Source organism: Methylotenera versatilis 7, from assembly GCF_000799165.1.
Lineage (GTDB): Bacteria > Pseudomonadota > Gammaproteobacteria > Burkholderiales > Methylophilaceae > Methylotenera_A > Methylotenera_A versatilis_A.
Genome location: NZ_JUGF01000001.1, coordinates 517,388 through 532,239, shown reverse-complemented (window position 1 = coordinate 532,239; position 14,852 = coordinate 517,388). Strand labels below are relative to the sequence as shown.

14 protein-coding genes and 1 tRNA gene are annotated in these 14,852 nt (G+C 41.8%); 6 read left to right on the top strand and 9 right to left on the bottom strand.

Features of this window, described 5'->3' with window-relative positions; all coding sequences use genetic code 11:
* Positions 1–55 precede the first annotated feature (55 nt).
* From pyrH to rpsB, 3 genes are all read right to left on the bottom strand, one after another.
* Complete coding sequence (pyrH, locus tag K370_RS02360; RefSeq protein ID WP_047537772.1) at positions 56–775, bottom strand: UMP kinase; 720 nt, start codon at positions 773–775, stop codon at positions 56–58.
* Positions 776–989: 214 nt separating this feature from the next.
* The gene (gene tsf, locus K370_RS02350; RefSeq protein ID WP_047537768.1) at positions 990–1,865 is read right to left on the bottom strand and encodes a translation elongation factor Ts; all 876 of its coding nucleotides are present in this window, start codon (positions 1,863–1,865) and stop codon (positions 990–992) included.
* 91 nt (positions 1,866–1,956) lie between these two features.
* The gene (gene rpsB, locus K370_RS02345; RefSeq protein WP_047537766.1) at positions 1,957–2,697 is read right to left on the bottom strand and encodes a 30S ribosomal protein S2; all 741 of its coding nucleotides are present in this window, start codon (positions 2,695–2,697) and stop codon (positions 1,957–1,959) included.
* A 341-nt stretch (positions 2,698–3,038) separates the two neighbouring features.
* Between rpsB and map the strand changes: the two genes are divergently transcribed.
* Positions 3,039–3,836 carry a type I methionyl aminopeptidase gene (gene map / locus K370_RS02340; RefSeq protein WP_047538860.1) on the top strand — a complete coding sequence of 266 codons (798 nt, stop codon included), beginning with the start codon at positions 3,039–3,041 and terminating at the stop codon, positions 3,834–3,836.
* Between the two features lie 6 nt (positions 3,837–3,842).
* Positions 3,843–6,416, top strand: a complete 2,574-nt coding sequence (locus K370_RS02335) for a [protein-PII] uridylyltransferase (protein WP_047537764.1) — start codon at positions 3,843–3,845, stop codon at positions 6,414–6,416.
* Positions 6,417–6,568: 152 nt separating this feature from the next.
* On the opposite strand, the gene K370_RS02330 is transcribed toward K370_RS02335, so the two are convergent.
* Positions 6,569–6,844, bottom strand: a complete 276-nt coding sequence (locus K370_RS02330) for a cupin domain-containing protein (protein WP_047537761.1) — start codon at positions 6,842–6,844, stop codon at positions 6,569–6,571.
* Positions 6,845–7,232: 388 nt separating this feature from the next.
* Here K370_RS02330 and K370_RS02325 point away from each other — a divergent pair, with 388 nt between their 5' ends.
* Positions 7,233–8,168 carry an NAD(P)H-hydrate dehydratase gene (locus tag K370_RS02325; protein WP_235272662.1) on the top strand — a complete coding sequence of 312 codons (936 nt, stop codon included), beginning with the start codon at positions 7,233–7,235 and terminating at the stop codon, positions 8,166–8,168.
* Positions 8,169–8,217: 49 nt separating this feature from the next.
* Here the strand turns inward: K370_RS02325 and K370_RS02320 are convergent, their stop codons facing one another.
* The 5 genes from K370_RS02320 to K370_RS02300 all read right to left on the bottom strand — a co-directional run bounded on the left by K370_RS02320 (position 8,218) and on the right by K370_RS02300 (position 11,521).
* Positions 8,218–8,538: a hypothetical protein gene (locus K370_RS02320; RefSeq protein WP_047537759.1), complete on the bottom strand. Its 321-nt coding sequence runs from the start codon at positions 8,536–8,538 to the stop codon at positions 8,218–8,220.
* A 162-nt stretch (positions 8,539–8,700) separates the two neighbouring features.
* Positions 8,701–9,705 carry a DUF4105 domain-containing protein gene (locus K370_RS02315; RefSeq protein ID WP_047537756.1) on the bottom strand — a complete coding sequence of 335 codons (1,005 nt, stop codon included), beginning with the start codon at positions 9,703–9,705 and terminating at the stop codon, positions 8,701–8,703.
* Between the two features lie 343 nt (positions 9,706–10,048).
* A tRNA-Ser gene (locus K370_RS02310) sits at positions 10,049–10,138 on the bottom strand.
* A gap of 54 nt (positions 10,139–10,192) precedes the next feature.
* The gene (gene def, locus K370_RS02305) at positions 10,193–10,726 is read right to left on the bottom strand and encodes a peptide deformylase (RefSeq protein ID WP_047537754.1); all 534 of its coding nucleotides are present in this window, start codon (positions 10,724–10,726) and stop codon (positions 10,193–10,195) included.
* Positions 10,727–10,753: 27 nt separating this feature from the next.
* Positions 10,754–11,521: an S-methyl-5'-thioinosine phosphorylase gene (locus K370_RS02300; protein ID WP_047537751.1), complete on the bottom strand. Its 768-nt coding sequence runs from the start codon at positions 11,519–11,521 to the stop codon at positions 10,754–10,756.
* A 112-nt stretch (positions 11,522–11,633) separates the two neighbouring features.
* On the opposite strand from K370_RS02300, the gene hpnC reads away from it, so the two are divergent.
* From hpnC to hpnE, 3 genes are read left to right on the top strand one after another with little or no spacing between them, the layout of a single operon-like run.
* Positions 11,634–12,578, top strand: coding sequence for a squalene synthase HpnC (hpnC, locus tag K370_RS02295; protein ID WP_047537748.1), 945 nt, complete (start codon positions 11,634–11,636; stop codon positions 12,576–12,578).
* Between the two features lie 55 nt (positions 12,579–12,633).
* Complete coding sequence (hpnD, locus tag K370_RS02290; protein ID WP_047537741.1) at positions 12,634–13,473, top strand: presqualene diphosphate synthase HpnD; 840 nt, start codon at positions 12,634–12,636, stop codon at positions 13,471–13,473.
* Between the two features lie 22 nt (positions 13,474–13,495).
* Complete coding sequence (gene hpnE, locus K370_RS02285; protein WP_047537738.1) at positions 13,496–14,824, top strand: hydroxysqualene dehydroxylase HpnE; 1,329 nt, start codon at positions 13,496–13,498, stop codon at positions 14,822–14,824.
* Positions 14,825–14,852: the final 28 nt, after the last annotated feature.

The window sequence follows — 14,852 nt, the reverse complement described above, 5'->3', positions numbered from 1 at the left end:
ATACCTCTCCAACTTACTTTTTATTCAATTACATTATTGAGCTTAAAACAGTATTCTAAGCGACAATCACTCGTGTACCTTCATTTTCACCCAGCACCACACGCATTAACGCACCCGGCTTAAAAATACTGAATACAGAAATCGGTAACTTTTGATCGCGACATAAGGTTAATGCTGTAGCATCCATTACTTTTAAATCTTTTATGATTGCTTCATCAAAAGTCACTGTTTCATAACGTGTCGCGTTTGGATTCTTTTTCGGGTCATCTGTATAGATACCATCGACTTTAGTGGCTTTTAATACAATTTCAGCATTAATTTCCATGCCACGCAAAGCAGCTGCGGTATCTGTCGTAAAAAACGGATTGCCGGTTCCTGCGCCGAAAATTACCACACGACCTTCTTCCAAATAACGGATTGCTTTACCACGAATATAAGGCTCGGCTACTTGTTCAATATTCAGCGCACTTTGCACACGTGCTTTTATCCCAATGTGTTTCATGGCATCTTGCAAGGCTAATGCGTTCATCACAGTCGCCAGCATACCCATATAATCCGCAGTCGCTCTATCCATGCCTGCCGCAGCAGGCGCTACACCACGAAAAATATTGCCGCCGCCAATGACCACGCCCACCTCGACGCCCAAATCGACAATTTCTTTGATTTGAGCAACGATATCATCAATAGTAGCGCGGTTAATACCATAAGCATCATCGCCCATCAATGCCTCGCCAGAAAGTTTAAGTAGTATGCGTTTGTAGGCTGGTTTTGCCATGGTTTACCCTGTTTTAATATTTCGATTATTTAATCACAAACCCTATGATTTTACTAAGCTTTCAGATATTTTTGCTTTAGTTTTTATAAGCTTTAACATAGTTTTATGCAGACTCGCGCCGCTTAAGGCCAACTTAAGGCGATATCACCGAAAAATTGGCGAAAAAAAAGTGAGCTCGGCGACAAGCCAAGCCCACTTTTTTCTTTAAACTATTTTAAACTTTAGCGGCTGCGGCAACTTCTGCAGCATAATCAACCACTACTTTTTCAATGCCTTCACCAACGGTAAACATCGTAAATGATGCTACTGATGCATTTTTTGATTTTAATAGTTGTTCAATCGTTAACTTGTCATCTTTAACAAAAACCTGATTTAACAAAGTTACTTCTTTCAAGAATTTTTGCACAGTACCATCAGCGATTTTTTCCAACATTGCTTCAGGCTTACCAGCTTCCTTAGCCTTTTCAATGGCGACGCGACGCTCAGCTTCAATCAAGCTGGCATCAATGCCAGAGGCATCTAATGATTTTGGTTTAGCTGCAGCGATATGCATCGCGATGTCTTTTGCTAACTCGTCATCACCACCAACCACATCCACCAACACGCCAATTTTGCTGCCATGAATATAGCTAGCTAATTTACCTTGAACCGTTGGGCGCACAAAACGACGTGGCGTAATGTTTTCGCCAATTTTACCAACCAATTGCGCACGCGTTTCTTCAACTGTTGCGCCGCGCATTGCAAGTACACTAACCGCATCAATGTCAGTTGCATTGCTATTAGATACAATCGTCGCCAACTCGCCTACGAAGCTCAAAAAATCTTCATTTTTTGCACAGAAGTCAGTTTCAGAGTTAACTTCAACCATTGCGCCAGATTTACCATCAGCAGAAATCGCAACGCCCACCGTACCTTCAGCAGCAACGCGACCAGCAGCTTTGCTAGCTTTGTTACCAAAACGTACGCGCAAGATTTCTTCTGCACGTGTCATATCGCCTTCAGCTTCAGTTAGTGCTTTTTTACAGTCCATCATTGGCGCATCTGTGCGCTCACGTAATTCTTTTACCATGCTTGCGGTAATTTCAGCCATTTTTAGCTCCTAAACGTAATATTTTTAATTAAGTATTTTGATATTTTATAAATAGAAAAAGGGGCTATTCGCCCCTTTTTATTTCAATGCATTATTCCGCAGTAGCAACTTCTGCTGTTTCTTCCTGTGCAGATTTTACAATTTCAGTAATCGCATTTTCACGGCCTTCTAAAACCGCATCTGCCATACCACGAGCATACAAACGGATTGCACGGCTAGAGTCATCATTACCAGGAATCACATAAGCTACGCCATCTGGTGAGTTATTTGTATCTACAACACCAATTACCGGGATGCCTAATTTAGCCGCTTCAGTAATTGCACCGCTTTCATGACCAACGTCGATGATGAAAATCGCATCTGGCAAGCCACCCATATCTTTAATGCCACCGATTGAGCGTTGTAATTTTTCAATTTCGCGTTTGTAACCTAACGCTTCTTTTTTGCCGAATTTATCTAAGCTGCCATCTAACAACATCGCTTCAAAGTCGTGTAGACGTTTGATTGATTGTTTAACTGTTTTAAAGTTAGTCAGCATGCCGCCTAACCAACGGTGATTTACATAAGCACAACCAGCGCGGGCTGCTTCTTCTTTAACAATATCGCGTGCTTGACGTTTTGTACCAACAAACAAGATACGACCTTTATTCGCCGCCAATGTACGTGTGTATTTCATCGCCTCTTCAAATAGCGGCAATGTTTTTTCAAGGTTAACAATATGAATTTTGTTGCGGTCACCAAAAATGTACTCTGCCATTTTCGGGTTCCAATAACGGGTTTGGTGGCCAAAGTGAACACCGGCCTCAAGCATTTGACGCATAGTAACTGACATTTTATTACTCCATGTAAAGGGTTAACATTACATTCATCCACAATATTTGAACCTTGTTCAAACACCCTGTACGGGACGATGCATTGATTTAAATTAACTTGAGTTAGCCAGATCGCTAATCAAGTGGCGTGCATTATAGCTAAAAATTGATTTGAATTCAATCGCAATTCAGTGTTTGTAAGGGCTTATCGGCTTCCCGACAAGTTTTAGTGCATGAACACTTGGTAATTTCGACAAAAACAGCGTAAATCTTAATTTAGTTATCAAGGCTACGCCATAGCATCCATACCATCTCCGCTATGATAAAATGGGCAATTAATTTACTACTGCTTTTGAATATTATGCCAATTACCATTAATAATACTGACGATATCGCAAAAATGCGCATCGCAGGTAAATTAGCATCTGAAGTGCTGGATTACATCACGCCTTTTGTAGTGCATGGCGTAACGACTGAAAAGCTGGATCAGCTTTGCCATGATTACATTGTGAATGTGCAACAGGCCATCCCTGCACCGCTTAATTATGCGCCAGATGGTCATACGCCCTACCCCAAATCGATTTGCACATCGGTGAATCATGTGATTTGTCATGGCGTGCCAGGCGAAAAAGTGCTTAAAAATGGCGACACCGTGAATATCGACATCACCGTGATTAAAGATGGTTACCACGGCGACACTTCGCGCATGTTTCATGTTGGCGAAGTCTCCATTCAAGCCAAGCGTTTATCTGATCTGACTTATCAAGCCATGTGGCTGGGTATTAATAAGGTAAAACCGGATGCGACTTTGGGCGATATTGGATATGCCATTCAAAGCTTTGCAGAAAAAAATGGCTTTAGCGTAGTACGTGAGTTTTGTGGTCACGGCATTGGCAAAAAATTTCATGAGGACCCCCAAATTTTGCATTACGGCAAACCAGGCGCCGGTTTAAAATTGCGAGCCGGCATGATTTTCACCATAGAACCCATGATTAATGCAGGCAAGCGCGATATTAAACAAATGCCGGACGGCTGGACAATTGTGACTAAAGACCGCAGTTTGTCGGCGCAGTGGGAACATACCGTACTGGTAACTGAAACGGGTTTTGAAGTGTTGACATTGTCAGCTGGCACACCTGCTACACCTGTTTTTGCTTAATAGCTAATGGCGCCTCAAAAAAATCAATCAAAAAAAACCATTCAAACATGGCGCGATGCTTTAAAAGTGCAGCAAAATGCATTGGAAACTGCATTTTATCAGCATAAAAATACCGCATTACTACTAAAACAACAATCGTTGTTAATCGATCAGCTGTTAAAAAAAATATGGCTCGAAACCAATATTAATGCTGATACCTGTTTAATTGCGGTTGGCGGTTACGGCCGCCAACTACTATTTCCATATTCCGACATTGATTTGCTGATCTTATTGCCTGATGCCGCCCCGCAAGCACTTAGCCAAGAAGTTGAATCATTAATTGGCTTATTATGGGATATCGGTTTAAATGTAGGTCACAGCGTGCGCACATTGCAAGAATGTGTAGATGAAGCGGCAAATGATGTGACGGTGCAAACTAACCTATCTGAAGCGCGCTTACTGTGTGGTAAAAAAAGGGATTATCAAGTATTTTTGAAAGCTCTTGATAACACCATGCATCCAGCAAGTTATTTTGCGGCAAAGTTTAAAGAGCAAGATAATCGTCATGCCAAATTCAACGATACCACTTACAACCTGGAACCTAATATCAAAGAAAGCCCTGGTGGCTTGCGCGATTTGCATATGATTTTATGGCTGGCACAAAGCCAGAATCTCGGTAAAAACTGGGCTAGCTTAGCCAGAAACAATATCATTTCCATGCCAGAAGTGCGCCAAATTAAGCGCCATGAACGCAATTTACAAAACCTGCGCATTCGCTTGCACTACCTAGCCAAACGACGTGAAGATAGATTATTGTTTGATTTTCAAAATACGTTGGCGAGCGATTTGGGCTATGTGAATACACTACGCAAACGTGCTAGCGAACAGTTGATGCAAAGCTATTACACCAGTGCAAAATTCATCAACTTAATCAATGAGATACTGCTTAAAACGTTTCGATTAAGCTTAAATCAGACCAAACCTAAGATCATGCCGATTAATGCACGGTTTGAAGCACACGATGATTTGCTGGAAATTAAAACCGCAAATGTGTTGCAACAGCAGCCAAACGCCATTCTAGAGGGCTTTTTACTCTTACAGAAGCACCCGCAACTCACCGGCATGAGCGCGAATTTAATTCGCGAATTGCAGCGGGTTAAAAAAATAGTCAACCACGACTTTCGCCAATCTAAAGAAAATAAAAACACATTTTTAGCTATTTTATCGCAGGCAGATGGCGTTAATCATAGCTTACGGCGCATGAATCGCTATGGCATTCTAGGTCAATACATTCCCGCCTTCGGCAAAATTGTTGGTCAAATGCAGCATGATTTGTTCCATGTATACACCGTGGATGAGCACATTCTAAATGTATTAGCCAATTTGCGGCGCTATGCAAAACATGATCTCAAGCATGAGTTCCCGCTATGTAGCGAGTTGTTCTCAAATTTCGAAAAACCTTATCTACTCTATCTTGCAGCACTATTTCATGACATCGCAAAAGGTCGTAATGGCGATCATTCCAGTTTAGGCACAATCGATGCCAGACGTTTTTGTAAGTTACATGGCTTAGCAAAAGAGGAAGTTGACCTGGTTGCCTGGCTGGTTGACGCGCACCTTAAAATGTCCAGCACAGCACAAAAATCGGACCTATCCGACCCTGAAGTGATTCAACAGTTTGCAAATCTAGTGAAGACAGAAAAACGCTTGATTGCCTTATATTTGTTAACAGTCGCAGATATTCGCGGCACCAGCCCAGTGGTATGGAATGCTTGGAAAGCCAGATTATTAGAGAGCTTGTTTTATGCCACTCGCAGCGTATTAAAAAACGTCGATTTCAGCAAACAAAAAATAGTTGAATCGCGCCAGCAAGAAGCAGCAGAAAAGCTGACGCAATATGGACTTAAACCAGAGTCTTATCTGAAATTGTGGGAAAACACAGGCGTAGATTATTTTGTGCGTTTTGAATCCGATGAAATTGCTTGGCAAAGTCGATTGTTAACACCGCACGTATTTGCCGAAAAGCCCATTGTTCGCGCCCGTTTAGGCCCAAATGGCGACGGAATACAGGTGATGATCTACACACGCAATCAAGATGACTTATTTGCGCGCATCTGTAACTTTTTTGATCGCATGGCTTATAACATCGTGCAAGCCAAGATTTATACAACCAATCATGGCTATGCGCTAAATAACTTTATTATTTTAGATCAATCATATAAGTCGGTTAGTTATAGTGGATTATTAAAATTTATAGAAACTCAACTCACAATAAAAATCAGTAGCTCTGGTCCATTGGAATCGCCACTACAAGGCCGAATAAGCCGTCAAGTAAAATACATGTCGATTCAACCACAGATTAAATTAACAGCTGAAACGCAAGGCATTAACCATACTTTGGAAATTGTTGCTGGTGACAGGCCTGGTTTATTGGCAAAAATAGCCAATATATTTTTGCAGCAAGCGGTCGATTTGCATAACGCAAAAATTAATACTTTGGGAAACCGTGCAGAAGATAGCTTTTTGATTTCCGCCAAACACAACCAACCGCTGAATCCGATTCAAATTGAGCAGCTCACACAAAACTTAAGCAAGTTATAGCTTAAAACAAATCACATTGATGATAAGTGCTGAATATTGAAAGAATGCACTCAAAAAACAAAAAAGCCGAGCTCTTTTTTAATTAGATATCGGCTTTTAATTTAACCTAACAAACTTAAAATCAAGTAGTTAGATCACAAAATTCATTTAAATTATGAATGTTTGTAATGTTTTTTCAATTGTTTAACAACTTCCCATTGTGATTTCATGCCTTTTGGGAAAACAACAAAATCACCTGCTTTAATTACCACTTTTTCGCCGCCTTGTGGTGTTACATGGATTTCGCCTTCTAGCAGATAAGCACTTTCTGTCATACCGAAATCTAATGGGAATTTAGAAACTTCTTTCTCCCAGATAGACCAGCTAGCTACGCCTAGTTCTTTCAATTTCTCTTCTGATGGGTTGTGGTCAATAATGATTTGGCTCATGTTTAATCCTTAAAATAAATTGTGAATAAATAATAGAAATGGGTTATTAAAAACAAATTCTGCTTAAACCAGTCGCTCGAAATATTCGGCGACAGATGAAATATTGAAGCAAGATAAGCAATACGAAAGTGCATAATTTTAACGGATAAACGACTTTATTGATACACCCTATTGCCTACACGACACCCAACAACCAAGTAAAATGGACTAATTGCGCTCGTTGAAAAAACATATGATACAAGCACAATTTCGTTGATTTAACCCATTAGTGCGCCAACACATGTTTAAAGTTTCTGGTATTGGGATAGAATAATTTTATCAAATATTTTTGATCGAACTCATACCAAAAATTTAGTATGTCACACAAAGCGCTTAATTAAACCCATTTGTGAATAAAAAAGGATTCATTATTTCCACCTTCAATTCAGAGCCAGATATAACAGAAAAATATGCATTAACCCGCAGCATGTTTTTATCAACGTTACCGTTGCGCAGTATGGACGCACACAAAGGCACTTTTGGCAGCGTGGTGATTGTAGGTGGCGATACGGGCATGGTAGGTGCGGTTTTATTAGCATCACGAGCCGCTTTGCTTTGCGGCGCAGGGCGCGTATATGCCGCATTTTTAGGGACTGATGCGCCTAGTGTGGATGTATGCCACCCGGAAATTATGCTGCATTCAGCGGCGACACTCCCCAATTTGAGGCAATTGAGTTGTCTGGTTATCGGCCCTGGTTTAGGCCAATCGAAAGCAGCAATAGCGCTATTAGAATTTTGTATGACGCAACATATACCTTTACTAATGGATGCGGATGCACTTAATTTACTAAGCGAAAACCCACATTTAGTGGCGATATTGCAGCAACGACAAACACAAACGGTTATCACACCTCACCCCGCTGAAGCAGCTAGATTGCTCAAAACGACAGCGCAAGATATTCAAAGCAATCGTATACAAAGTGCTAAAAATTTAGCTTACCAATTTAAAGCAGTATGCGTATTAAAAGGTGCAGGGAGTATTTGTGCGGACGCAGACGGCAACTGGTTTATTAATACGACTGGCAACCCAGGTTTAGCAAGTGGCGGTACAGGCGATGTGCTCAGTGGCATTATTGGCAGCTTGGTTGCTCAAGGTTTAAATATGCTAGATGCCGCAAAATTAGGTGTTTACGTACACGGTGCAGCGGCAGATACGCTTGTTGCGAGCGGCATTGGTCCTGTCGGTTTAACCGCATCAGAAGTTACGCATGAAGCGCGCAATCAACTTAACCAGTTGAATACATTACCGCATAACGCGCCGAAGGCTACAGATCGCCATGATTAAGGCAAGTGGCTACCAAAGACACTCACTCAAATAATGCTATACGGTTAACTTAATGTGTATCTAGCACACGCTTATCTGGTACAACTTCAGGTGGCATATCAACAATTGGCGGCGGGATAACAATGCTACCGTCACCTTCAGGTTTACCAGGATCACTCTGTATATCTTGATCACCGGTTTCTTTAGGTTGAAGTTGAATACCTTCATCACCAGAACGTCCTGTAGCGCCTGTTCCACCTGAAGATTTTGGCATGGGCACAGTAGGCTCATCTGGTAAATTGGCTGGCGCTGGTTTATTACATGAGCTTAGGTTCAATAAAGTAAGACTTAACAGCGCAGTTACCGCAGAAGTTACTATTAATCGATTCATAATCTACCCCAATGTAATGGTTGTAAACTGAACTGAATTTAACAAATTATTTGTTTTGCTTCAGTGCGTTAGCGTACATAAGCTGCAAAATCATTAGACATATAAATATACAAAGACTTTTATCTGCATTCAACATCTGATATAAAAATGAAGAACAGGTAATCATTTCACACTAAGGCTTGTCTTCCGGATCTGCTGCGAAAAATCAGATGCTTGATCCGCTTCGTTAGCCAAGATGTTAATGCGCGCGCGCTGTTGAAGTTGTTCAAAAGGCAAATGTTGATCTAGTCGGCCACTCTCATAAAGATACTCAGGAAAATAACCGCTTGCTAGAATTTTCCATGAAAATTTAAGGTGATCCTGATTAGCTAAAGTATGCATCCATATCATAGTCGTACAATTCTCCAGCAAGGTATTATAAAAAGCCGGTTTTTCATTCAACCTATTCATTTCATGAATGTATTGCAAGAAAACTTGCTTCACATCTTCCTTCGACCAATTAATGCGGTAAAGATAAACATCTTCTATTGGATTTTTACGATAATTAGTACGCAAGCGAACAAGATCACGCTCATCAGCGACAATGTAGATTAATTCATACTGTCGAAAAAAACCTTTGGTAGACGAATAACTTTCCCCCTTCTCTTTGCGCGCTTCAATTGAAATGGCAAGGTGGCCGCCTTCACCGAAATTAAAACTTAGCATCGTATGGGCTATAGCTGGCCCCATCCAATAGGTAGAAAAAAGGTCCACACCCTCAAGCTTACTCAGGTCATAAGTCTTCGTGTAATACGCAGGCAGATAGTTAAATTCACTTTTATAATCAAAGTTACGGACATTACGCACTGTCACCAAATCACCTTCGATAGTCGCATAGGCCAGTCTCTCAACATCCTGCTGCCACTGGCGATCATTTGCAGGTTGAATTTGCAGCCACCATAAAACAATACCGGCAAACAAAATGCTAAAAAACACTAACATACGCCAGTGCAAGCGTGGCATGCCTAGTGTCGCGATAGTCAATATTCCACTCAAGCCAAACCCGATTGCCAATACGTTTTGTATCTTAGATGTATGGGAGTCACCATAATAAAGCGCAATAACACCCCAACTGGAAACTACTACGATGGTGGCACTAATTAATAGTATTTTTATGGCCTTTAACATATAGGTTTTCTAGCAAATCAATAGGATCAGACTTGATTCATTTCCTTGTTTTATTTAAATGCATCTGATTTTCTATCGCCACCTTGTCAGCCCGTGTAGGGTGAGCTCGCAAAGCAGTCCGCCGAATGATATACGCAATATACGGCGTACCGTAAACGGGTACGCCCTGCTAACGTACACACTAGATATATAAAGCGCAAACTATCAGCACGGTGCGCAATAGCATACACGAGGTGAGCCCACCGTGAGTTCGAATCTCACCTCTTCCGTAGATGCGAAACATCCCGCTTTAAAAAACAAAAAACCCGCTAAATCACTGACTTAACGGGTTTTTAATGTTGTTTGGCGGAAGAGGTGAGATTCGAACTCACGGTGGGCTCGCACCCACGACAGTTTTCAAGACTGTAGCATTAAACCGCTCTGCCACTCTTCCAATCTTATTTTCGAGTAATGTGTTATTCGCGAAAGTCCGCATTATAGCAAACAATTAATCGTCTTGAATATCCTGATTTGGAAAAAGTACGTCAGTAAAGCCAAAATCTTTTAAATTTTTGATGCGCATGGGGTACAAAATGCCATTTAGGTGATCACATTCGTGCTGCACGACCCTGGCATGAAAGCCGCTGACCAACCGATCGATCGGTTTACCAAACTGATCAAACCCTGTGTAATGCAAGCGTGTATAGCGCGGCACGATTCCACGCATGCCGGGAACGGACAAACAACCTTCCCAACCGTCTTCCATGTCATCTTGCACTGCTGTTAATGTGGGGTTGATCAGCACGGTATAAGGCACTTGCTCTGCATCCGGATAGCGTGGATTTGAACCTACACCAAAGATCACTACTTGCAGGCTGACACCGATTTGCGGTGCAGCAATACCAGCACCATCCATATGCGCCATCGTATCTTCCAAGTCCTGAATAAGACTGAGTAATTCCGGAGTGTTAAATGCCGTTACAGGCGCTGCTTTCTGCAGCAGTACTGGATCACCCATTTTTAAAACTGTTTGTATTGCCATCTTAATTCGCCTTAAATCATCACTTAATTATATTGTGATTGATGCTACCTGTGCCTGATGAGCGCGTGCAACTTCCTCAATTAACATGCGTACTTTTTGCATGGTTAACTCTAATCCAGCCATCACATCCTCATATTGAATGCCATGAGCACTCTCTCCGCGCCCAGCGGCCTGATTAGCAATTGGGCATAGCGCTGAATACTCCATGCTCAACTCACGTGCCAACGCAGCTTCTGGCATACCAGTCATACCGACCAAGGTTGCGCCATCGCGTTCTAAGCGATTGATTTCTGCGGCAGTTTCCAATCTTGGTCCTTGCACACAGGCATACACACCGCCATCGATTAGCTGTTGTTGAATCCGATCTGCGGCTTTCAAACAAATTTGACGCAAATTGGCAGAGTAAGGTTCAGTAAAATCGATGTGTTTAACCGGCAATTCAATGCCATCGTGGTAGGTATTTTTACGACCATGTGTGTAATCTAAAATCTGATGCGGCAACACAATGTCGCCGGCATTCAAATCATGGCTAATTCCACCTACTGTTGCAATCGCCAATAAGTTGGTGACACCAACTGAATGCAATGCCCAAATATTGGCCCGATAATTAACCGCATGTGGCGGAATGGTATGCCCTCCGCCATGACGCGCCAAAAAAACCACTTCACTACCTGCCATTTCACCAAAAATAAGCGGTTGCGACGCCTCTCCATAAGGTGTTCGTGCAATTTGCCGCCTCGTAATTTTTAAATTATCCAGCTGCGTTAAACCTGTTCCGCCGATGATTCCTAACATATAAACCTAACTAATTAATGACCAAGTAAATGATTAAATTATTTTTGATTATTGTAGCGCATGGTCGCCGCTCACGCTGTAGGATTTAGCGGTTTTATGGCATACTTTGAATATGAGTGCAGACACTAAAATTAAGGATGTAGAGATTGCAAATACTAAAATTTTTGTAGATTACAAGCTTGCAAACTCTCAGGTTTTAGATGGCATGAATAATAGCCTTGCGGATAGTTTGGCACTTTCGCAAAGCCATTATGAAAACTTCCCCGTTGCCTCACATTTTCTACCAAAGCATCTACGTAACCCTATTGCGCTTATTTATACTTTTGCGCGCCAAGCTGATGATTTTGCCGATGAAGGCCATCATAAACCCGCTACCCGGCTGGCTAATTTACAAGGCTTTAAAGATCAGCTGGATTTAATTAAAAATAATAGCAAAACAAAATCCCCCTTTTTTACCGAGTTTGGCAATATGGTACGTGAGTACAATCTGCCGCTAACACCTTTTTACGATTTGCTAGACGCGTTTAGTCAAGATGTCACTAAAACACGATATGCCAATTTTTTCGAGCTATTAGATTACTGTCGTCGCTCAGCCAATCCAATTGGCACCTTGCTTTTACACCTTTTCGGCAAAGCGACGCCTGAGAATCTGATCTACTCAAATCAGGTTTGTACTGCGTTGCAACTGATTAACTTTTATCAGGACGTTGCGATTGATTTTGAAAATGATTTTCACCGCAGCCGTATTTATTTATGCCAAGATGAAATGCGCGAATATGGAATAACCGAGGCGCAGATTGCCAGTCAGTATGTGAATAAAAACTGGGAAAAATTCATGCTCTTCAATATCGAACGCGCACAAACCATGTTGAATGAAGGCAAACCATTAGAGCGCATTCTGCCTGGCCGTATCGGCTTGGAGATGCGCATGATCATTGGCGGCGGCGATCGCATTCTGTATAAATTAAGAAATGTACGCGGCGATGTATTCAAGCATAGACCGCAATTAAAAGCTTGGGATTGGCCACTGATTTTACTTAAATCATTATTACCTTAACGCTAACTTAACATCTCATTCAAACTCAAATCCAATTACCTAAAATCTAATAACAATGACACCACAGCAATACTGCCACCAGAAGGCTGCTCAAAGCGGCTCTAGCTTTACCCTTAGTTTTATTTTTCTACCTAAGAACAAACGCCAAGCAATGACTGCTTTGTACGCATTCTGTCGCGAAGTGGACGATGTTGTCGACGAATGTACGGATTTTAATGTGGCTCAGACCAAGTTAAATTGGTGGAAAAGTGAAGTTGCCAATTTGTATGCCAATACGCCGCAGCACCCTGTTACAAAGGCGCTGCAGCCATTTGTTACTGAGTTCAACCTTGCCCAAGAGTATTTTTTAGAAATAATTGATGGCATGGAAATGGATTTAAAATTTAACCGCTATGAAGATTTTGAACAATTGCAGTTATATTGTTACCGCGTTGCCAGCTTGGTTGGGCTGCTCTCTGCGCAGATTTTTGGGTTTAATAACCGCGACACGCTGAAATACGCACAAGATTTGGGCATGGCATTTCAGCTGACCAATATTATTCGAGACGTAGGTGAAGACGCACGCCGTGGCCGAATTTATTTACCGCTGGATGAGTTAACGAAAGCCGGCGTGAGTGAAGAAGATATTTTACAGAGCCGTGAATCAGAAGCCGTCAAAAAACTGATGGAACTTCAAATAGAACGTGCAGAAAGCTTTTACGATAAAGCTTTGCTTGAGTTGCCCAATGAAGATGTAAAACAACAACGCCCAGGCTTGATGATGGCCGCAATCTATCGCACCTTGTTGCGCGAAATCAAACTGGATGGTGCGCAAAAAGTATTAAATTCACGCATTTCGCTCGGTGGTTTGCGCAAACTTTGGCTGGTATTTTCTGTCTGGTTGCGAAAAGTCTAGAGTAGGATAAAGTGTAGCCAAAATGATTAATAAAAACAAAGCACACGTTGCGATTATTGGTGGTGGTCTGGCAGGCCTTTCCACCGCCACTGCCCTTGCCGAGCAAGGCATTCAGACCACTTTATTTGAGGCTGGGCCACATTTTGGCGGACGCGCGCGTAGTGTGGGCATTGAATTCAATAGCCAAACTTTTCAGGTTGATAATGGGCAGCATATTTTATTGGGTGCATATCATGAAACACTCAAACTGCTAGAAAAAGTGGGCGTACAAGAAAAACAAGCTTTCTTACGCCTACCTTTGGCGCTTAATATGATTTCGCCACGCAATAATAAGGTGTTAAAGCTAGCCAATCCGAATTATCTGCCGCACCCTTTGAACCAGTTATTCGGTTTTCTATGCTGCCAAGGCCTTAGTTTAAGTGAGCGCTTTGCTACAGTTACGCTGATGTTTAAGCTTAAAAAAATCAGTTATCGCTTAACGGCAGACGAGCCATTAAAAAACTTCCTGCTTAAAAATAAACAATCGAATCAAGCGATTAAATTTCTGTGGGAGCCGCTGTGTTTGGCTGCTTTAAATACACCAATTGAATTGGCTAGCAGTAAAGTATTTTTAAACGTGCTGCGCGATGCTTTTAATGGCGGTAAAACTGATAGCGACTTTTTAATACCTAAGTTGGATTTATCACAAATCATATCAACGCCGATTTTGCGTTACCTGCAAACACATCAATCGACTGTATTAAGCAATAAACGGGTACACAGCATTCAACCGATTGAAAACGGCTTTGAAGTAGCCACTCGCTCGGAAAAATATACATTTAGCCACGTAGTTATTGCAACTGCAGCTAGAAAATTAAAAGACTTAACTGCCGATTTACCCAAGCTAGATTTCGTCACTTTGCAAACCGAAGCCTACGATTATCAGCCGATATATACCGTTTACCTGCAATACCCAAGCCATATAACACTGCCACAGCCTATGCTAGGTTTAGTCGATTTAACCAGTCAATGGGTATTTGATCGCGGTCAATTATGTGGTCAACAGGGCCTTATGGCGGTGGTGATTAGCGCAAAAGGCAAGCACCAGAAACTGACACAAGATATGCTGGCACTCAAAGTGGCGCAGGAACTGCATCATGCTTTTCCGCATTTACCTAAACCACTTTGGCACAAAGTGATTGCCGAAAAGTGCGCTACTTTTTCCTGTGAAGTGAATTTGCCAAGACCAGCCAATGTCACGCCCTACCCTAATTTATTTTTAGCAGGCGACTACACTTATGCAGACTATCCTGCGACGATTGAAGGTGCTGTGAGAAGTGGCTTGGCTTGTGCAAACCTGATTTTGAAATAGGCTAAAATAAGACTGAAAAAACTGCCAC

Coding starts and splice junctions, on each gene's coding strand:
- map (WP_047538860.1), top strand. CDS start 3,039: ATGCCAATTACCATTAATAATACTGACGATATCGCAAAAATGCGCATC.
- K370_RS02335 (WP_047537764.1), top strand. CDS start 3,843: ATGGCGCCTCAAAAAAATCAATCAAAAAAAACCATTCAAACATGGCGC.
- hpnD (WP_047537741.1), top strand. CDS start 12,634: ATGACACCACAGCAATACTGCCACCAGAAGGCTGCTCAAAGCGGCTCT.
- pyrH (WP_047537772.1), bottom strand. CDS start 775: ATGGCAAAACCAGCCTACAAACGCATACTACTTAAACTTTCTGGCGAG.
- tsf (WP_047537768.1), bottom strand. CDS start 1,865: ATGGCTGAAATTACCGCAAGCATGGTAAAAGAATTACGTGAGCGCACA.
- hpnE (WP_047537738.1), top strand. CDS start 13,496: ATGATTAATAAAAACAAAGCACACGTTGCGATTATTGGTGGTGGTCTG.
- K370_RS02300 (WP_047537751.1), bottom strand. CDS start 11,521: ATGTTAGGAATCATCGGCGGAACAGGTTTAACGCAGCTGGATAATTTA.
- rpsB (WP_047537766.1), bottom strand. CDS start 2,697: ATGTCAGTTACTATGCGTCAAATGCTTGAGGCCGGTGTTCACTTTGGC.
- hpnC (WP_047537748.1), top strand. CDS start 11,634: ATGAGTGCAGACACTAAAATTAAGGATGTAGAGATTGCAAATACTAAA.
- K370_RS02330 (WP_047537761.1), bottom strand. CDS start 6,844: ATGAGCCAAATCATTATTGACCACAACCCATCAGAAGAGAAATTGAAA.
- K370_RS02315 (WP_047537756.1), bottom strand. CDS start 9,705: ATGTTAAAGGCCATAAAAATACTATTAATTAGTGCCACCATCGTAGTA.
- def (WP_047537754.1), bottom strand. CDS start 10,726: ATGGCAATACAAACAGTTTTAAAAATGGGTGATCCAGTACTGCTGCAG.
- K370_RS02320 (WP_047537759.1), bottom strand. CDS start 8,538: ATGAATCGATTAATAGTAACTTCTGCGGTAACTGCGCTGTTAAGTCTT.